The organism is Limnospira fusiformis SAG 85.79 (genome assembly GCF_012516315.1).
GTDB classification, from domain to species: Bacteria; Cyanobacteriota; Cyanobacteriia; order Cyanobacteriales; family Microcoleaceae; genus Limnospira; species Limnospira fusiformis.
In genome coordinates, this window is sequence record NZ_CP051185.1 from 3,581,823 (window position 1) to 3,601,495 (window position 19,673).

The following is a 19,673-nucleotide window of genomic DNA, read 5'->3' on the forward strand; positions in this document are numbered from 1 at the left end:
GCTGTATTTGGCATCTCTAAATTGCCAATAATAATTGACATAATCAACCCGGTGGGTGAGGTATAGGGTGCAGCCCGAACCGGGTTAATGTGCAAGTATCGGTTAATTAATCATCAGAAAGTAAACTAGCTAATAATGCTTTTTGGGCGTGCATTCGGTTTTCCGCCTGGTCCCAAACCCGCGATCGCACACCTTCAATTACCCCATCAGTAATTTCCTGATCTCGATGAGCAGGTAAACAATGGAGAACGATCGCATCATCATCAGCCTTAGCTAATAGACTGTCATTCACCTGAAAAGGCATAAATAAAGGAATACGATCATCCGCCTCACTCTCCTGACCCATACTCGCCCAAACATCAGTATATAACACATGAGATTTCTGGACAGCTTCAGCGGGGTCATCGGTAATAATCACCTCAGTTTTACCAGCAGCGATCGCCTTAGCCTGTTCGACAATTTCGGGATTTGGCGGATACTGAGATGGGGTAGCAATTCTAATATTCATCCCCACCATAGCACAGCCCAAAAGCAGAGAATGAGCCATATTATTAGCCCCATCTCCCAAATAAGTTAAAGTCAGTCCAGCCATGCGATTAAAACATTCTTGAACCGTCATCAAATCTGCCAAAACTTGACAAGGATGCTCCCGATCTGTGAGAGCATTAATTACCGGAATTTCCGCATAACTAGCAAAAGTTTCCAAATCCTTTTGTTCAAAAGTCCGAATAGCGATCGCATCTAAATATCGACCCAATACCCGCGCCGTATCAACCAAAGGTTCCCCCCGACTCACCTGGGTAACACTAGGATTTAAATCAATTATATGTCCCCCCAATTGATACATAGCCACCGAGAAACTGACACGGGTGCGAGTCGAAGCCTTAGAAAACATCAACCCCAAAACCTTCCTTCGCTGTAGTTTCCGCATTCCCGACTTTAACTGAATCGCCAAAGATAAAACCGAGTGTAACTCAGCCACAGTCAAATCAGCCAAACTCAGCAAATCTCGTCCTTTTAATGATTCCATAATTGCTCCTAATTATTTGAATATGGCGATCGCCCCATCGAGCAAATCACATCCCTGCTGAACCGTCTCCACCTTAGCCAGTTGTTCCCGCAGTTCATTTGCTCCTGGGAAACCTTTAGCATACCAAGTCATGTGTTTACGAGACTGATAAATACCACGCTGACCTTTGTACACCCAAAGTGCTTGTAAATGTTCCTTCGCACATTCTAAACGTTCAACCACCGTCGGCGCTGTCTTCATCTGGCCAGTTTTCAGGAAATAATCAATTTCCCCCACCAAAAACGGATAACCCAGAGTTCCCCGAGAACACATAACTCCATCAGCGCCAGTTTCCTGTAAACACTGAACCGCCGAGGACACCGAGACAATATCCCCATTAGCAATTACTGGAATCGATACATTCTGCTTGACCCTAGCGATCCATTCCCAGTTAGCTTTCCCTGTATAACCCTGAGCGCGAGTGCGTCCGTGAATGGTCAGCATTTGCGCTCCCGCATTTTCCATGCGTTTGCTAAAATCTAGGATATTGATTTCGTCCTCATCCCAACCTAAACGAGTTTTTACAGTGATGGGAACTGATACAGCTTCGTTAAGCGATCGCACTATTTTCTCAGCGATTTCCGGTTGTCGTAACAGCGAAGAACCGCCGCCATTTTTAGTAATTTTATTCACCGGACAACCCATATTCACATCAATAGTATCCGCCCCTTCTTCCACAGCTTTTCGCGCCGCCTCCACTAAAAAATCTGGGCGACAATCAAATAATTGAATACTAATCGGGCGTTCTCCTGGGTCAATTTCCATCAGAATTGGTAACTCCCGCACATGAATAATTTGGGAAGCGTGTACCATCTCTGTATACATCATCGAATTGGGAGCATAGCGCCTCACCAAGCGCCGAAATACCAAATCTGTCACCCCTGACAGAGGCGATTGTAACACCCTACTGTTTACCTCTAATTTACCAATTTTTAGGGGTGAGGATAGCCGTTCTTTTAATTCAGCAGATAGGGCAGACATAGCAGGCAGACAATTAAGCAAATCAAACTTTCATTATACACTAATATATAATAAACTGCAATCATTCATAAATCCTTGGGGCGGTCATTTACCAGCCAGCCACAGACAACCGGGAGGGTTTTCTGTGGTAGATGAGACCCCGTGGCTCAACCCTCACTGTTATAGTTATAGGAGTCGCCATACCAGATTACAATCTAAATTGTTACAATTATATCTCTTGTGGTTTACCATACCGCCATCATTCCCTGGAACCTCTAATTAGGAGAAATTACAGATGATTCAAATGCGTAAGCGTTCAACTCCCTGGATTCAACAAAAGTCACGTTTGATTATTGCTGGAATTGGTGCTTTTGGTGCTGCTATTACCTCTTATCTAACCATACAAGCACTACAGGAAGGACCGACTAGCTGTCCTACAGAAGGCTGTGAGAGTGTCCTAGATAGTCCCTATGCGGAAGTTTTTGGCTTACCTCTGGCTTTGTTTGGCTTTCTGGCTTATGTCTATATGATTGCTATGGCGGTTATCCCACTATTGATTAGTTCAGAAACTCAGACAACTTGGCGGAAGAAAGCCGAAAATTACACCTGGCTACTGATGTTTATAGGTGGGTGTTCTATGGCGATTTTCAGTAGCTATTTGATGTATATCATGGCTTTTGAAATTCAATCTATTTGCTGGTTTTGTATCGGTTCAGCGATCGCCTCTTTCAGCCTGTTAGCATTAACTATTATTGGCCGTAATTGGGAAGATATCGGTCAACTGGTTTTTTTAGGTGTCATTGTCGCTATGGTTACTATAATTAGCACTCTGGCTATTTATGCTCCCATTAATAACCCCTCCCTCACTGATGGTAGTCAAAATTCTTACAATATCACCTCAGTTTCTAATCCAGATAATATCTCCCTAGCTCAACATTTAACTAATGTGGGTGCTGCGATGTATGGTGCTTACTGGTGTAATTTCTGTGAACAACAAAAACAGTTATTTGGTAGGCAAGCTATCAATTATCTTACCTATATTGAATGCGACCCCGCTGGAGAAAACCCTCAACCAGAGCTGTGTCAAGCTAAGGGTATTCCCGGATATCCAGCTTGGGAAATTAACGGCGAATTACATCCGGGGTTAATTTCTTTAGAACGTTTAGCCGAATTAAGCGGTTACACGGGTTCCCGTAATTTTGGGAATTCCTAAAAAAAGCAGCTTCGTCGGGTGCGTCAGAATAGGTCAATCCCAATCATCACCCAATTCTTAAAAACTGACGCACCTATAATTCTGGGTCTACTATAGAACCCATAAACCAAATGGTGCGGGTTTGATTATCGCGAATGGCTACGAAAAATGGACGATTTACCACCATTGAGAATGGTTCAGTTATGGAGGGGGTACTTTCTGATAATACCGTAACTGAAGTGACAGCAGCGGCTTCTGTTCCCTCCTCATTAACCTCTACAAAAGTCTTATGTTTAACCTCAGAAATGCGTACATTGTTATCTAAAGTCATATTAGAAAAATCAGCTTGATTCGGGTGAAAAGCTATATCCATCCCCATGGATTTCAAACTATCGTTTAAACCGACTTCATACTCCAGTTTAAACCGGGGGAGTCGGAGCGAACCTGGTCGCGATCGCATTTGATTAATCCACTCTTCCCACTGGGTAGCATTCAACCGTGTATAAAAGCGATCAATGCTCACATTTTCACGGGGGAGAAATACATATAAACTAAATCTAGCATCATCACCGTAGGGAATGCTAATCCCTTGAAAATCAGAGTTTTCTAGATACAAATAATTACCGAATTTAAACATCAGGGGATGAATTTTCTGGCTACCATCAATCAGGGTAAAAGGCTGTGATTCGGTGAGTTGTTCTTCAAATTTTTCCGACCATATCCCCTTAAAATATATGGCATTAATTAGATACAGAATAGTTTGATTGGGGATAGTTTGGACAATCTGAGCAATTTTGCCATTAGTTTCCTGTTTAACCCAATCATTAATTTGGGATGGCGTATCAGGACTACTAAAATCAACTGCTGTGAGTTGAGCCTGATAAAACTGATTTACCCTCTCCAGAAAATCTGGTAAGAAAAAAGCAGATTCATGTAACCACAGAGAATTAGCAATATTAATTTGCACATCTTGATTAATGGCTGAAATTGAGTTATTGAGATCTAAATTCGCCTGATTGAGTTCTGCTAAACTGATACCCTGAACTTGCAAAGTTTCAGCGATCGCCTCTTGAGTAGTTCCCGCCGCCCCATTATAGGTCATAGCCAGAGCATTAGTAATACTCGCCGGAGAAATAAAAATATTTTCCTGACTTTGATGCTGATAAACATGATCAAACAGCTTAAACGCAAAACCGGTGTAAGCCGCCGCGACTTGGTAATTAATCCTCATATTTTCCGTAGTTTGATGTGCGCTTAAATCCGATGTTAAATGGGAATCTGGAATTTGATCAACAGCCCAACCACTGACTGCCACCATGACAGCCGTGGCTATTAATAATCCGATGTATTGGCAAGAATTAGCCCATAATTTTTTCATAAAATAACCTCAAATCATTGGGCAGCGATCCTGTCTAAAGATCTACTATTATTGATATCTATGTAGTCATCAAAAATCCGCCAATTATCGCATCCAAATATCTCTCTCGATCCCAGCCTTAGCCCCAGCCAGGTAGGAGTTAAGGTCCCAGGGGAGTTGGGGGGAGTTGGGGAGGACTCAGCCATTTCTGTAGTGAAGGTGAAAAAAGCGATCGCGGTTAGGGGGGTAAGAGATGGGACAATTGCTGCCCAAGATGCCACTAATTTAACCTTCATAGATCCAGTAAATAATGATTATTTGTTAACGTAAATTGCCCTAGGGAGGATAATTTATGCTATCATGTGGCTATAATTGTGGCATAGTTCCCAACTTAATGGGAAATGTTATAAAGTACCGACAGTTTTATGTCCATTAGTCTCCCAGCTAAGATTGAAGCGATTTTGTACCTGAAAGGTCAAGCCTTGTCCTTGTCCGAGATTGTACAATTAGCTCAATGCGATCGCGCCGAAGCAGAAGAGGCCATAATTCAACTAATGTCAGATTATGCCCACCGGGATACTGCCTTAGAAATTGTGGAAACCAAGAAAGGTTACAGCCTGCAACTGCGCCAAGCCTACGGGGAACTAATGCACACCCTAGTACCACCAGAATTAGGTGTAGGGGCTTTACGGACTTTAGCAGCGATCGCCCTTAATGGTGGCATTACCCAAACCGATCTCGTAGAATTACGAGGTTCAGGGGCTTATCAGCACGTTCAGGAACTGGTAGAATTAGAATTCGTCACCAAACGACGACAACCCCAAGCCCGTTCGTATTGGTTACAGGTAAGCAAAAAATTCCATCAATACTTTCAACTAGACCAACTTCCCCAGCAACTTTCGCTAAATTTAAAAGCAAATTTGCCCGAAGATACCACAGCATCCAGTTAAATCGACTAAACTAGAAGTAAAGTACAGCAGACACTAACAAGTCACCTCATGGTTTTTAACTCCGACTTTCATTCGTCTAATGACCAAGAAATCTCTGAGAACCCCCTGTTGCACTATCTACAACATCAACATCCCGATGTTTTAGCCCACATTGCTCAATCAGCCAGTCCAGAGATCAAAGAAATAATTTCCCGCAATGTCCAAGGTCTGGTAGGCGTTTTACCCTCAGATGACTTCGACGTACAAATCACAACCAATAGAGACAACCTGGCTGGCTTACTAGCTTCAGCCATGATGACTGGTTATTTTCTCCGTCAGATGGAGCAACGTATGCACCTGGAGGAAAATATATCCAGGACCGCGTCTTCGCGTTCCCAATCAACTAAACCAGAACGGGATTAACCGGATTAACCGGATTAACGGGTAATAGTAATTTACCCAAAAATCAGTCAACTCCTGATAGGGCGGAGTCTGGAGCTGCAGCCATCTGCACTTTCATGGTTTCGATTTTTCCAAGGCGGTCAATCTCAATTTCCAACTCTTGTCCCACTAGGGTCAATTGTATTTGCTCTTGGACTTGGGTGGGGGTGCTAACCGGGGTTCCGGCGACTCGATTAATGATATCTCCCCGTTGAATACCAGCATTAGCGGCGGGTGAACCTTCGACCACCCGAACCACCAACACTCCCCGATCCTTAGTCAGTTTAAGATTAAGTTGCTGATCCATCTCGTCCTTAATGGTGGGGTTAAGGGCTACCATTTTCACCCCTAGGAAGGAATGGTCTGCTCTTCCGTTATCAAATAATTGATTAGCAATTCGCAGGGCGGTTTCAATAGGGATAGCAAAGCCCAAACCTTGAGCATTAGAACGAATAGCGGTATTAATGCCAATAACTTGACCCCGATCATTTAACAGGGGACCTCCTGAGTTACCAGGGTTAATAGCAGCATCAGTTTGAATAAAGCGCACCCGTTTATTAGGGATACCGACCTGAGAACTCGATCGCCCGATCGCACTAATAATTCCCACAGTTACGGTATTATCCAAACCGAGGGGATTACCAATAGCGATCGCCCACTGACCGGGAATCAACCCCTCAGAAACACCAATAGGGGCTGTAGGTAGGTCTTGGGCTTCAATTTTGACCACAGCAATATCAGTTAACTCATCGACCCCCCTCACCTGACCTTGAAACACGCGACCATCGTTAAGAGTGACACGGACTATATTAGCCCCATCAACGACATGAGCATTAGTAATCAGACGACCATCAGAACTGATAATAAATCCAGAACCAGTTCCCCGCTGCAACCGTTCAGAGTCCTGGGGAATGCGATCGCCAAAAAATCGTTTAAACAGGGGATGATTCAAAGCATCTGGTAAATTCTTAGAAGCAGTCCGCACAGCATCAATACGAATAACCGAGTGTCCTACCTTTTGTACAGCTTCAGCGATAAAATTGGAATTACTGCGAGCAGCAATAGGACTCTGACGGTAGTAGGGTTGAGTTTCCGGGGACACTTCTCGAACCACGGGGACGGCGGGAGAATTAGTCACCAGATGATTAGCATACAAATAGCGACCACCGATTAAACCAGTACCGCCCCCGATCGAAAGTAGGGCCAGATACACGGTTAGCTGCCTAAAAGATAAATCCATGTTTAAATATTCCGACCGGATCGATATCTGATACATTTACGCGACATTTATCCGGCTATTGCCTGACAATGCGACGATAGCACTATTACCCGTTAAGGTAACAGAGGCGGTATCCCGCAAAGCTTTTAGAAAGATTCCAAAAGCACCGTTCCAGTCCCTGGGTAGAGTGAACCCACACTCAGGACATCGGAACACTTTTGAGCCACCTAGCTGGGAATGCACATGACCACAGTGAGTACAGGTTTTGCTGGTGTATTCTTCCGTCACATCTACAACTGTGGTTCCAGTTATTTCCCCTTGATGTCTCAGGGTTAGTTTGAATCGATAATGCGCCCATGTCAGCATGGCGCGGGCAGTCTTAGACCTGATTAGACGCTTCACCTGACTGGCCATATCGGAAGTCTCGAAGGTGGGCAAAAAAATTAGGCTGCAGTTGTGAGTCAAGTAGTGAGCAATTTGTTTGTGGGCTTCATCAACTAGATTGCGGATTTTGGTTCTCATTCGTTGAGCCGCTTGCCTCATCCGTCGCCTCCTTGAACGACAGGGTTCCTTGGCGATTCGGCTGATCAAATCATCCAAATGTTGACATAACCGAGTGATGCGTCCTATATCTCCGGAGCCCAATTCCAGAAATCGTGAACCATCAAACCCAGTTATGAAAGTTCGGACGCCCGGGTCTAATGCAATCACGCCAGTAGCGTCAGTTGGGGTAACGGCAACTGGTTCAGGGAAAATCGCCAACCATCGACCTTTGGTAAACACCAACTGAGTCCCTTGCCCGCAAGTTTTAGGGATGGGTTCGGAAACCATGAAAGTTAATCCTTTCGTTAGTCTTGGATAACAACTCCCTGAAGAGAAATTAGTATTATTGAACTTAATCCCTTGAGAGCTGTCACGACAACTTCTAAACCTTGCATCAGGACTAGCGGTCAAAGCCTGATAGGCATCAAAGATGGCATTTTGCCGAATGTGGCAGGGTGTTTCTTTGACCCATTCGGGTAAGTCACTCTGCATCACTTTATTGCGTAATTTCAGTTTACTTAGTCGTTTACCACTCCTAGATAATGCAATTGCTTGGTTGTAGCAATACCGACAAGCGGCTAACCATTTGCGCCAGACTTGATTTAGCTCCGGGCTGGGGTAAATCCGGATCTTCTTTGACCTGAGTTTTGTATTTACTCCGTCCGTATAATCGGGAACTGAAGCAGTGGAGGATGGCGAGGATGTCCTCAACCATTTGTCGTTCTGGACTGAGACTTGTCTGGTTGAGAACCATGAGTGAGCACCTGTTTTGCTCACAGAGCCATCGAAACCAGTTCCATCCAAATCTGGCCAATCGGTCTGGGTGGGCAACGACAACCATGCGGACATCTCCTGACAAATGATGTCCCAGTCAGGCCAGCATTTTCTTTCCCTTGAAGTTGAGCCCGCCTCCGATTTCTGAGACGACTTCTGCTTCGGGGTAGAGGTTGGACAGTGCGGCCACCTGTCGGTTGAGGTCGGACTGCTGGGCGCGGCTACTAACTCTGGCATAGATAACGACTTTGCGTTTGTCACTGCCTGAAATGGAATCAGAATATGACTCAACGTTGTATCGTCGTTGCCCAGCGGGGGTTCTGATGGTCTCGATTGAGCCATTTTCGTCCCATCTGCGGAGTGTTCTTTCATGGACTCCAAGGATTTTGGCCGCTTCCTTGGGTTTGACATATCTGGCAATAGGTTTATCCTCAACTCTTCTCGCTTATTATTTTATTATACCGTATTGCCCTAAAATGTTAACCTAATTTGAGATTAAATCATGCTCTCAATCAAATGAACCCCAGCCATCAAGCTAAGTTCCTTCCCTCAATTCTAGCAACTGTATCCCAGCCTCGGCTATATTAAAGCCAATATTGCCCGGCTGCTACCATGAAACAAAATTAATATGGACTGAATATGATCTGCAAGTCAGCCTTGATCTCTGTTATCCTCCTAGGTGCGATCGCCCCTGTGGGACTAGCTAACGTATTTTCCCAGGAAGCGCGAGAAGTTTGTCCAACTCCGGTTTTATCCCGTTTGCAACGTCATCGTGTCGCCCCAGGCGAAACCCTAGAAACCATTGCGCGACAGTACAATTTAATTGCTGCTACCCTCATGGGTCTGAATCCCAGTTTACGCGATGGTGTAGTCTCCGTCGGACAAGAGATCCTGATTCCCCCCTACAATGGCATTCAGATAGAAGTAGAACCCGGTCAGACCTGGGTGGATGTAGCCCGCGCCCATAATACCAGGGCGGATGTAATTTTTGAAGTCAATGGCTGTCAACCGGAACCCAGGGTAGTATTTATTCCCGGAGTCAACTGGGCCCCTGCGCCGCCAGTTACCCTCTCCCCTGACCTGTTATCTGGTCATCCCTTGCCAATGATGACTGAGGTACTGTTTCGCTATGGGTGGCAGTTAGATCCTGTTAGTGGTCAAGTAGTATTTCATGGAGGTATTGATTTATCCGCACCTACCGGAACTCCTGTTTTAGCTGTAGGCAAAGGTGTGGTAGCTTTTGCTGGATATAGAGAGGGCTATGGTAATCTGGTGGTAGTTAATCACGCCCAGGGAAAACAAACCCGCTACGCTCACCTTTTGGAAACGGTGGTTGACACCGGACAGCAAGTAGCATTAGGGGAAACTCTAGGATTAGTGGGTCAGACGGGCCGACCAAGTAGCGATCGCCCCCACCTTCATTTTGAAGTCCGCTATAACTCCAATTTAGGATGGGTTGCCGAAGATCCTAGTCCTTACTTAAATATTCAAGAAGCAGACAGCCAGTATAAACGCCGAGTCCGCCGACAATAGGCTGGTTAAATTTAACCCCCTCGACTCCCTCCTGCACCTCTAAATGTAGCGCCGCGACCACCGGAACCAAAACCACCTCGTGTCACACCACCAACAGAGGGACTTCTACCTCCAGGAGTGGTATTACGAATACCTGCACTAGATGGAACAGCACGAGGGCTAGAATTAAAGCTACGATAGTAATAGTAGCGACCCCCGCGATGTTTATAGTAAGGACCATAATGGTAACCTACGGGGTAGGAACCATCGGTAATTGGTTCACATAGATCAGCTTCACCCCATTGTTGGTGACAGTCCTGAAGATTTCTATATACTTCTCGTCTTTTATGGTAAGAGGCGCAGGCTTCCAGACCGACTGATGCTATCAGGACTAGGGTGATAACTGCTGTTCTTTTATATCTGCGAAATTTAATTTTATCCATGATGAGACTCAGAAATTTGGCTTTGACATACTCCTAGGCGAAATCTGAACACAGTATAATGAGGACTATTTCTTTCTCTAGGATAACCAATGATCCGTGCCAGACCAAATTATGAGTCAACTTTTAACTTTCTTTTTAGATTTTCTGGTAGTCTTCTGATTTTGAGAAGGTGGTGTTGCTGCTTGTAAAGTTGGCATAGCGATAGTAACTGTAGTACCTTGGTCATGTCCGGCGCTGTCAAGTTTAATACCGCCACCCATCATTTCCATGAGACGACGCGCGATCACTAATCCTAAACCCACTCCTCCCGACTCCCTAGTGGTGGAACCATCAACCATCACGAAAGGCTGAAATAGTTGGCTTTGCTTCTCTGGGATTACCCCAATTCCTGTATCAACAATAGTTACAATTACCTGTTCAGATGCTTTGATAATCTGACCGGAATTAGAAGCGATCGCATTCCCCCAATTCGGGAAGCGTTCAAGTTTGCTAGAAATGGTGATACTACCAGCTTTGGTGAACTTGACAGCATTATTAATAATATTGATAAAAACCTGTTTAAGTTTATCTCGGTCTGCTTGTACTTCCAGAGGTTCAGGGGATAACATTAAGTTTAAATCTAAACCTTTCTGCTGAAGATCCAGAGTTTGTAAAGCGATCGCCTCTTGGAGAATCACCCCCAAGTCCGTCGGTTCCAAAAATAAAGATAGTTGACCTTCCTCAATCAAAGCAATATCTAAAATATCATTAACAATATCAAATAAATGCAGAGCCGAGTCATTAGCCATCTGTAAATATTCCATTTCCTCATCGCGATCGTCACAAAATCCTTCCTGAATCAAATTCAGGGAATTAATAATGCCATTAAGCGGGGTTCTTAACTCATGGGATATAACCCGCAAAAATTCATCTTTTAGCTGGTTAGCCACCCGCGCCTCCTTAGTCGCAAAAGCCAAGGCTTGAGCGCGAGACTGCAAACGATCAACCATAGTCCGCAAAGCCTGAGCCAACTGCTCAACTTCCCGGATTTTCAGATTTTTGGGAACCTCTACATGGGATTCAATGCTGTTAACTTGTAAAGCATAATCTCGGAGTTTTTCTAAAGGACGCGCCAAATCCCTAGATAGATATAATGCTGCACTAATAATCGCTATAATTAAACTCAGAATTAGCACAACTAAAACCGAATTAATATCCTTTAAGCCATAGAGAGCATCATCTAAACTCGCCACCGCCAAGATAACCCATTGACTATCATAATTCTTGGGAAAAACCGGACTTTCAATAGCATGATATCCCGCCAATAATTCTTCCCCATTTGGTTCAAAAGCAAACAAATGAATAAAATTAGTACGACCCGCCAACGCACTACGCAGTAAACTCTCTAGCCGCTGAGAATCAGCGTGATCTCTAATATTTAATCCCACCCACTGCGGATTAGGATGAGCTACAATAGTTCCAGCTTCATCTAAAATTACAGTCGAACCTGTTAAAGATTTCGGGGTGTGTTCACCTCTGAGTAAAGAATAAGACTCCAGACTTAATCCATAACGGAGTCGATTAACTTCTCCATCAGCAATATAAACCGGAGCAATAGAGATTAAACTTAGTTGATTATTTTGGCGACGAAGTAAAACTCTACTTCCCTCTGGACTATCGGACTCACTATCATCGAGATGTTGGGGAAAAAAGCCTTTGTCAGCCTCTGCAGTTCCCACATTAATAATATGAGCTTCCGACTGACTCACAGCCCAGTTCTGAGATTGAGTAGCAGACCATAAATCCTGGGGAAATTGAACCCGCGCCCCCTCGTCACAGGTACTAGCTACCATCTGATTGGTTTCCAGATTAGTCATTTGCAGACAGTTGACCTCAAAAGGTAATTCGGAGACGACCTCTTCGAGAAAACCTTGAAAATTCTCCTCTTCTCCAGACTGCAAAACGGAACTGTGAGCCACTAAAATCAAACTTGATCTCAAGGACTTCGCCCATTCATCAATACCCGCAGCTTTTTTAACTGCACTTTCAGTTAAGTTCAGACGAGCCGTTTCTAGTAAAGCTGAACGAGCTTTGCGATAGGTCACATATTGTCCAACCAACAACACCGGAAGGCTTAACAGCAAAATCCGGGATAGCAGAAGACGGCGAAATGAAGATTGACCGCGTTTAGACATAATTCACATCAAACAGAGGTGCTATGGCTCAGGGCTGCCCAATTCTCATAGTAGCGCGAACCCTGGCGTTATGAATCACTTGACAAATCATCGGGTTCTGATTTGGGGCTGAAACTGTGACTCAAAACGGAGGTATAGCACAAGACAGAACACTTAGGACGTATAATGGAGAGGACGAGATGACTAAGAAGACCAAAAATGCCAGCCCCCTATAGTTACGACCTCAGACAAAAAGTTATTGATGCCATTGAACTAGACGGTATGCCCAAAACAGAAGCCAGTCAAGTTTTCCATGTCAGCAGGAACACCATTAATCTCTGGCTGCAAAGAAAAGCACAGACCGGAGACTTCCTCCCTAAACCTCATCACCGACCTGGCAATAACCACAAAATTACCGACTGGCAGAAATTCAAGGCTTTTGCCCAAGAGCATGGCCACAAAACCTCCGCTCAAATGGCTGAACTTTGGGATGACGACATCTCTCCTCGCACCATATCCAGAGCCTTGAAGAAAATTGGCTTCACCAGAAAAAAAAACTTACGGCTACCAAGAACGTTGGAAGCAACAGCGAGAGGAGTTTATGGCTCAGATTGAACAGATGGAGCCGGAAGAAGTGGTCTACCTCGATGAAGCCGCCATGAATAGTCAGGACTCGGATTACCCCTATGGTTACTGCGAGGAAGGAAAACGCTTCCATGCACTCAAATCAGGGAAGAGGCAGGGCAGGGTAAGTATGATAGCCGCATGGTGTCATCAACAACTCTTAGCTCCCTTTAGCTTTGAGGGTTGTTGTAATCGGACAGTGTTTGAGTTGTGGTTGGAGTTCATCTTAATTCCAACATTGAAGCCAGGTCAGACTCTAGTATTGGACAATGCAACGTTTCATAAAGGGGGGCGGATTGCTGAACTGGTGGAGGCAGCTCAATGCCGTTTACTCTATCTACCACCTTATTCGCCAGACCTCAACAAGATAGAGAAATGTTGGTCGTGGCTGAAAGCCCGTATTCGCCACTGCATTGAGCAGTTTGATTCTCTCCATGATGCCATGGATTCCGTTCTCAAAGCTGCGTCCTAACCACCTTGACTAATGCTATAAACGGAACGTTGTAACCCCTCTAATGCTCTGCCTATAAACAAGTGAGTAATGCTATTCACAAGGCAGTAGTGAAAAATGTAAGCGCATGGTTAGAGGGTGAAGGATGTGACCAGAAGCTAAAGCCCAATTGTCATGGTGGGGATATGCCCACAGGTCACGGTGTGGATATAGATACTGCGATTATTAGGAGTATAGTGGCGAGAACGAGTTCAAAGACTACGTGCTGCATAAAGCTCTGAACATTGAAGTACGAAAGCAGGGGGTAGTAACCCTGTTCCGATGACAAAAGGGTATCCACATCAGGAGCCGTGTGATGGGAAACTATCAAGCACGGTTTTGAATGGGAGTTCGGGAAGGTGACTTCACTCTCGACCCCTAACTCCTAGAGGATGTGAGATGTAGCCAGAAGCCAATGCCCAACTGTAATGATTGGGATATGCGTGCGAGAAGTTCAGGTATGAAATAGGGCTGAGATGCCCGAAATAACTACCTGGTGGGGACTTAAGCCCCTAGTCGCTGGATATAAGAGGTTAATCTCTGACCATCCCTATAACTGTTTATATGTCCCAACGTTTGGAATTCAACCTTCCAAACAAGGCAGGGAACCCAAGGTCATAAACGAAGTGTCTAGTGGGAGTCGTGAACCGATTGAGCATAGAGTAAAGGGCAACGGCGATCGCCATCAGCCAAAATTCTGACTGTTTCCAGGATTGAATTGACAAAAAATTAGGCGTGTTCATCATCAAGTTTTCCCAAATATTACTATGGTGAAAGACTCTAGCCATTATCTATCTGATACTAGGACATTCATCAATGGGGGTAATTTCCTACAGATGTAGATGTCTGGGTTGTCAATAATAGCCTAGCTAGATTATAGCTGGAAGGGGGGATTTATATAGCGATCGCCTGGAGAATATAGTCTCTCAACAGATAACTATATTGCTGTAAGTCTCAAATACTAAATATTATTATGATTTTCTGATAATGTTGATTTTTGTTAACAATATCTAAAATACATGGTATTTTCAGATAACATCCCTTACACTTTGCTGATAACAGTAGTTTATCAGTAACTTATTGATGATTGACATTAGTATATTCCCCCCGGCTCATGTAGTGATTAATCTTGTCCCAGTTATATTAGGTCAACAGAATACAGTTCCACAACTAGATATTCCCTACGAGCAAGTAGAACCAAACCCAGGAATATTGCTCGGCTATTTAATTGGCTATTTAGTGTTTGGTTTTTTATCATGGAAAATTTATCAAAGATGTGGAGTAGAAAATGCTTGGTTTGCTTGGATTCCCATTTTAGGAACCTATATAAATTTCGTGGCTGGGGATGAAGATAACCCGATTTTATGGACGATTTTGATGTTCATTCCCTGCGTCAATATTATTGCCATAATTTGGTTGATTAAAGCCTGGATTAGAATTTGTAAAAAACTAGAAAAAACTCCATGGTTAATTCTTTTGTGGATAGTTCCTGTGGTAGGAACCTTAGTTTTCTACTCCTATCTCGCTTTTGGTTAAGTTAATGTGGGAATCAAAATTATGCTAAAACTCAAGCACAGAAAAACGATATTTTGGTTTTTGATTGCCTTATTAGCTGGGAGTTCCATGGCGGTATATTCCCAGTCAGAGATTAATTTTTTCGTGAAAACTTTTGAACTTGTGTTATTTCAGCAATTGGCAACCGTGGTCATTTACCTAACCTGTTTTGGGGTAGATTTGCTAAAAAGTCGCTAATTGATGGGGAATTATAATGGTAGGTAAAACACTCAAATCGCCTGTTCTGCTTTCTCGCCAACAGCGACAAAAACGGATGTTTAGTTTAGCGATCGCCTTAATACCTATTATCGGTAGTATAGGGTTTAACCTAGGTATTCATCTGGAGTTTTTGAGATGTCCGCTAATGCGATATGTGGGGGTTCCTTGTCCAGCCTGGGGGTTAACTAGATCGTTAATGGCTACAGTCAGAGGTGACTTAAATCAGGCGATCGCCTACCATTTATTCGGTCCCCTAATTTTCTTGGGTTTTGTGATTGCTATTATTCATCTAATTTTGGAAATTATCAAAAATCGAAAATTAGATATTTTTTATATTCACTGGTTAACTAATCCCCAGGTACAAATTTTGATTTTTCTGATTCTACTCGGCTATCACAGTGTGCGATTGCAACATTTGTGGCAAATTGGTAAACTGTATCCATCTTTCCTAAACTCCCCGATAGGACGCTTGCTCCTTAGCTAAATCTCCGATAGCATCTGAAGGCTATGATCATCAAAAATTTGCCAATCTTCCAGAATTCAGTTATGATGTGTAGGCATTGTTGCTAACTGAGGAGGATCATGAAAACCTGGTCGTGGATTTTACCCCTAGAGGCGATCGCTTGTTTAGACAAATCCCTAGGGGGTAACCATGAATAATAAAATACTCCGAAAAATCACTTATTTTATCAGCATTTTTGTCTTGACATTTTCCTTAAATGTCGCTTTTCACAGTCCCGCTTTCGCTCAATTTTCCTTATCTCCCGCCTCATCAACCACTGATCAGCAAAGTCAAACCTTTTTGTGGAATGTCAACCGCGCTTATAGCTGTGGTGCTAGTTGGTGTAGCAAAGTTTATTTAGGTGACCAAGGTTTTCGTGGCGGATTAACCCTCGGTGCGCGACGGAGTTTAGAACAAGATGACCGCGAAACTGCCTTAACCTTAGAAAGACGTGCAAAATTAGTACAGGAAGCCTTTAATCGAGGTCTCCGCAATATTAGCAGAAATCAAGAATTACCACCAACATATCATCGAGAAGATTGGCAGTTTTGGCGGTTGTTTAATAATGATAAACCTCTCCATCCATTTACGCCGCAATTAAATATAGGTATTAAGAATAATGAAACGGTAATTTATACTCAACCAGATCCTGATTTACGCATCCCTAGAGTTGTAGTAATAACCGTCAATAATCATGATGCCATTGTTAATGGCACAACAGTTGAAGAATTAGCATCAGTTTGGCGAGACCAAATCACCCAATATGCTAGTGAGGCATTATGGGGCAAAGAATTTGATGCTCAATATCCTTTAGCAAGAATTACAATCAGCTTGGTTATTGTGGGATTTACTTTCCTATGTCTGAGGCTGATTTCGGGGTTAAGCAAATTACTAACACAATGGCGCACTCGAATTAAAATAAAATTAAAATATCTGGTCGATGAGGCGAAAGTTAACCCCGAGACCTTATCAGGAGAAACTATTTCTGATGCTGTAGTTAACCAGCATGAAGACATCAGTTATGATGCCGATGAAGTTGAGGATGTGAAAAGTAATGGTCAACGCTATAGTTCAGGTTATCTCAATCAAAAGATTCATGAAAAAATCAATCAAATCCCTAAACTGATCGCCAGGAGATTAAATAGTCAAGTATCACTTCAGCAAGAAAAAAACTTAGTAGAATTATTGCGGAGATTTCTGTTTATAGGGAAATTATTAGTTATTTTAATGGGTATCAGTTTAATTTGTTTTGTATTTCGGCAAACTCGTCCTTTAATTATTATGTTTGCCTATCAAGCAATTCTGATACCTAGCCTGTGGATTAGTATTAGCTTAATTGATAAGCTGTTAGATTTTTTCATTGATAATACCTTAAATAGTTGGGCTAAAGAAAAACAAGAATCCCATCCTAATTCTAACCGTTACACTATGAGAGTTAGCACCTATTCTCCGGCGCTAAAAGGTGGTAAAAGTTGGATTTTCTCCGGTCTGGGAATTTATTTAACTGTGGTTATCCTGGGCATCAATCCGGCTTTCCTAGCCGGGGCGGGAGCCTTCGCTTTATTAACTGCTTTTCTATCTCGAAATTTAATAGAAAATATGTTAAATGGCATCTTAATTTTTATTACAGACCGTTATGCTGTCGGTGATGTAGTCCAAATTGGCAATTTAGCCGGAGCCGTAGAAAGCATGAATTTGTATTGTACTAATCTCCGCAATTTAGATGGTCAATTAATAACTATTCCTCATGGTCAAATCACCACAGTTATTAATAATACTAAAGACTGGTCAAGGGTTAACCTAGGCTTGAAAATTGCCTGGGATGCTGACATCAAAAAGGCTATGGAAATTATTCTTAAAGTCTGTCACAAGATGCAAAATGAGGCGGAATGGTCAGACAAGATTTTAGAACCTGCTGAGATTCTGGGAGTTGACGATATTTCCCATGAGGGAATTGTGATCCGGTTTCTGGTTAAAACTATACCTAGCCAACAATGGGCGGCAGCAAGGACCCTGCGGTTACGACTCAAACAAGCCTTAGATGAAGCAGAAATTGCCCTAGGTGTTCCTCAGCGTTCCTTATGGTATAATAAACATGATAATCAAACTTCTGAGGATTTCCTGAATTTGCTCAAGCCCTGATTATTAGTTAATTTATGTACTCTAATCAACCCGATATTGGTTATGTTCCTACCCCTCAAGATTTGCTAGAGGATGTTCTCCGTTGGGTGAAAGTTGGTGCTGATGATGTTTTATATGACCTAGGTTGTGGAGATGGACGGGTAGCGATCGCCGCCGCCGAAAAATTTGGCGCGAGGGGAGTTGGTATTGATATTGACCCCGATCGCATTAAGGAAGCCACAGAAAATGCCCAAATAGCCGGAGTTAGCGATCGCGCCATCTTCCGTCAAGCCAACCTGTTTAACAGTAATTTTCAGGAAGCCACAGTTATCTTTATTTATCTGTTACCTCAGCTTAACCTACGCTTAAAACCCCAATTATTCCAACAACTACAGCCGGGAACCCGCATTGTCTCCCGCGACTTTGATATGGGAGAATGGACCCCGGACGCTGTACTGCATTTAACCCACCCCGAAGAGGAATGCACATTCTATTTTTGGAGTATCCCAAGTCCGGTAAAATAATAACTGTTATTCAGATTCGTAAAAACCAGAAGGTGAAATGGGAACAATGTTAGTTTGTTGCTGGTTATTTAGGGCGCGGTTATTCCACACAGCGATCGGCAACCACAAAAACCTAAGATGCTATTAACACTATACCATGAAAATTGCGATTCTATCCCAAGATAGTTCCCTTTACTCTACTCGGAGACTGAAAGAATCAGGGGAACAGCGGGGTCATGAGATGCACGTAATCGATTACCTGCGCTGCTACATGAATATTACCTCCCATAAACCCATGGTTATGTATGGGGGAAAACCCCTAGAAGGATTTGATGCCATTATTCCTCGTATTGGTGCATCTAAAACTTTTTATGGTACTGCTGTTGTCCGCCAATTTGAGATGATGGGTGTGTTTACTCCCAATGAGTCTCAAGCCATTTCTCGGTCTCGTGATAAGCTGCGTTGCTTGCAATTATTAGCCAGAGAAGGCATAGGTCTTCCGGTGACAGGATTTGCCCATTCTACCAAAGATATTGATGGTTTGATTAACGTAGTTGGTGGGGCCCCCTTAGTGATTAAACTGTTAGAAGGAACCCAGGGAATTGGTGTAGTTTTAGCTGAAACATACCAGGCGGCTAAGTCTGTAATCGAGGCTTTTCGGGGACTTGATGCCAATATTTTAGTCCAGGAATTTATTAAGGAAGCTGGGGGGGCAGATTTACGCTGTTTTGTAGTTGGTGAAAGGGTGGTGGCTTCCATGAAACGCCAAGGCGCAGAAGGAGAATTTCGATCTAATCTTCACCGGGGAGGAAGCGCCCAAAAAGTCAAATTAACCCCAGAGGAAAGATCAACCGCTGTCCGCGCTGCTAAAATTATGGGGCTGAAAGTGGCGGGGGTGGATTTATTACGATCCAATCATGGACCTGTGGTAATGGAAGTTAACTCCTCACCGGGACTAGAAGGAATTGAGACAGCAACAGGAGTAGATGTACCTAGGAAAATTATGGAGTTTCTGGAAAAGTATGCCGCACAAGGTAATGCGCGCGATCGCACCCAAGGTTAAAATTT

General features: G+C 43.5%; 18 protein-coding genes and 2 pseudogenes. 11 read left to right on the top strand and 9 right to left on the bottom strand.

Translation table 11 applies throughout. The features are described from left to right. Positions 1-106: 106 nt before the first annotated feature. Complete coding sequence (gene argF, locus HFV01_RS16855; protein ID WP_006620336.1) at positions 107-1,030, bottom strand: ornithine carbamoyltransferase; 924 nt, start codon at positions 1,028-1,030, stop codon at positions 107-109. Between the two features lie 12 nt (positions 1,031-1,042). After that, positions 1,043-2,050: a tRNA dihydrouridine synthase DusB gene (gene dusB, locus HFV01_RS16860; protein ID WP_006669735.1), complete on the bottom strand. Its 1,008-nt coding sequence runs from the start codon at positions 2,048-2,050 to the stop codon at positions 1,043-1,045. 274 nt (positions 2,051-2,324) lie between these two features. Here dusB and HFV01_RS16865 point away from each other — a divergent pair, with 274 nt between their 5' ends. Further along, positions 2,325-3,242, top strand: a complete 918-nt coding sequence (locus HFV01_RS16865; protein WP_006620338.1) for a vitamin K epoxide reductase family protein — start codon at positions 2,325-2,327, stop codon at positions 3,240-3,242. Between the two features lie 73 nt (positions 3,243-3,315). Here the strand turns inward: HFV01_RS16865 and HFV01_RS16870 are convergent, their stop codons facing one another. Both HFV01_RS16870 and HFV01_RS16875 read right to left on the bottom strand, forming a co-directional pair. After that, a complete protein-coding gene (locus HFV01_RS16870) occupies positions 3,316-4,599 on the bottom strand; it encodes a serpin family protein (RefSeq protein ID WP_193520231.1) in 1,284 nt (427 codons plus the stop codon). A 14-nt stretch (positions 4,600-4,613) separates the two neighbouring features. Beyond that, the gene (locus HFV01_RS16875; protein ID WP_035758531.1) at positions 4,614-4,874 is read right to left on the bottom strand and encodes a hypothetical protein; all 261 of its coding nucleotides are present in this window, start codon (positions 4,872-4,874) and stop codon (positions 4,614-4,616) included. A 129-nt stretch (positions 4,875-5,003) separates the two neighbouring features. Here HFV01_RS16875 and scpB point away from each other — a divergent pair, with 129 nt between their 5' ends. Then, positions 5,004-5,528, top strand: a complete 525-nt coding sequence (gene scpB / locus HFV01_RS16880; protein WP_006669738.1) for an SMC-Scp complex subunit ScpB — start codon at positions 5,004-5,006, stop codon at positions 5,526-5,528. Positions 5,529-5,576: 48 nt separating this feature from the next. Then, entirely contained in the window at positions 5,577-5,930 is a 354-nt protein-coding gene (locus tag HFV01_RS16885) for a DUF760 domain-containing protein (protein ID WP_006620345.1), read from the top strand. Positions 5,931-5,973: 43 nt separating this feature from the next. Here the strand turns inward: HFV01_RS16885 and HFV01_RS16890 are convergent, their stop codons facing one another. The 3 genes and pseudogenes from HFV01_RS16890 to HFV01_RS32140 form a co-directional block, all read right to left on the bottom strand. Then, the gene (locus tag HFV01_RS16890; RefSeq protein WP_006620346.1) at positions 5,974-7,188 is read right to left on the bottom strand and encodes an HhoA/HhoB/HtrA family serine endopeptidase; all 1,215 of its coding nucleotides are present in this window, start codon (positions 7,186-7,188) and stop codon (positions 5,974-5,976) included. A 36-nt stretch (positions 7,189-7,224) separates the two neighbouring features. Then, a pseudogene (locus tag HFV01_RS16895) lies at positions 7,225-8,283 on the bottom strand (RNA-guided endonuclease InsQ/TnpB family protein); the annotation flags it as partial. Positions 8,284-8,329: 46 nt separating this feature from the next. After that, positions 8,330-8,905 (bottom strand): annotated as a pseudogene (locus HFV01_RS32140) (IS607 family transposase); the annotation flags it as partial. Between the two features lie 218 nt (positions 8,906-9,123). Between HFV01_RS32140 and HFV01_RS16905 the strand changes: the two are divergent. Continuing rightward, complete coding sequence (locus HFV01_RS16905) at positions 9,124-10,017, top strand: LysM peptidoglycan-binding domain-containing M23 family metallopeptidase (protein ID WP_006669742.1); 894 nt, start codon at positions 9,124-9,126, stop codon at positions 10,015-10,017. An 11-nt stretch (positions 10,018-10,028) separates the two neighbouring features. Here HFV01_RS16905 and HFV01_RS16910 read toward each other — a convergent pair whose 3' ends face one another. Then, positions 10,029-10,439, bottom strand: a complete 411-nt coding sequence (locus tag HFV01_RS16910) for a hypothetical protein (RefSeq protein ID WP_006620349.1) — start codon at positions 10,437-10,439, stop codon at positions 10,029-10,031. A gap of 116 nt (positions 10,440-10,555) precedes the next feature. Continuing rightward, positions 10,556-12,613: a sensor histidine kinase gene (locus HFV01_RS16915; RefSeq protein ID WP_006620350.1), complete on the bottom strand. Its 2,058-nt coding sequence runs from the start codon at positions 12,611-12,613 to the stop codon at positions 10,556-10,558. Between the two features lie 198 nt (positions 12,614-12,811). Between HFV01_RS16915 and HFV01_RS16920 the strand changes: the two genes are divergently transcribed. The 7 genes from HFV01_RS16920 to rimK all read left to right on the top strand — a co-directional run bounded on the left by HFV01_RS16920 (position 12,812) and on the right by rimK (position 19,668). Next, positions 12,812-13,688 (top strand): IS630 family transposase gene (locus tag HFV01_RS16920; protein ID WP_006667970.1). Its coding sequence is split into 2 segments (ribosomal slippage): positions 12,812-13,141 and positions 13,143-13,688, totalling 876 coding nucleotides; the frame shifts between segments, so codons are not numbered across the junction. A gap of 1,101 nt (positions 13,689-14,789) precedes the next feature. Then, on the top strand, positions 14,790-15,242 hold the full coding sequence (locus HFV01_RS16925) for a hypothetical protein (RefSeq protein WP_193520232.1): 453 nt from the start codon (positions 14,790-14,792) through the stop codon (positions 15,240-15,242). A gap of 21 nt (positions 15,243-15,263) precedes the next feature. Next, the gene (locus HFV01_RS16930) at positions 15,264-15,458 is read left to right on the top strand and encodes a hypothetical protein (RefSeq protein WP_006669746.1); all 195 of its coding nucleotides are present in this window, start codon (positions 15,264-15,266) and stop codon (positions 15,456-15,458) included. Positions 15,459-15,474: 16 nt separating this feature from the next. After that, positions 15,475-15,963, top strand: a complete 489-nt coding sequence (locus HFV01_RS16935) for a DUF2752 domain-containing protein (RefSeq protein ID WP_006620354.1) — start codon at positions 15,475-15,477, stop codon at positions 15,961-15,963. A gap of 168 nt (positions 15,964-16,131) precedes the next feature. Continuing rightward, positions 16,132-18,123 (top strand): mechanosensitive ion channel family protein, encoded by a 1,992-nt coding sequence (locus tag HFV01_RS16940; protein WP_193520233.1) that lies wholly within the window; start codon positions 16,132-16,134, stop codon positions 18,121-18,123. Between the two features lie 14 nt (positions 18,124-18,137). Continuing rightward, entirely contained in the window at positions 18,138-18,626 is a 489-nt protein-coding gene (locus tag HFV01_RS16945) for an SAM-dependent methyltransferase (protein ID WP_006620357.1), read from the top strand. Positions 18,627-18,762: 136 nt separating this feature from the next. Beyond that, the gene (rimK, locus tag HFV01_RS16950; protein ID WP_006620359.1) at positions 18,763-19,668 is read left to right on the top strand and encodes a 30S ribosomal protein S6--L-glutamate ligase; all 906 of its coding nucleotides are present in this window, start codon (positions 18,763-18,765) and stop codon (positions 19,666-19,668) included. The last annotated feature ends 5 nt before the right edge of the window (positions 19,669-19,673 follow it).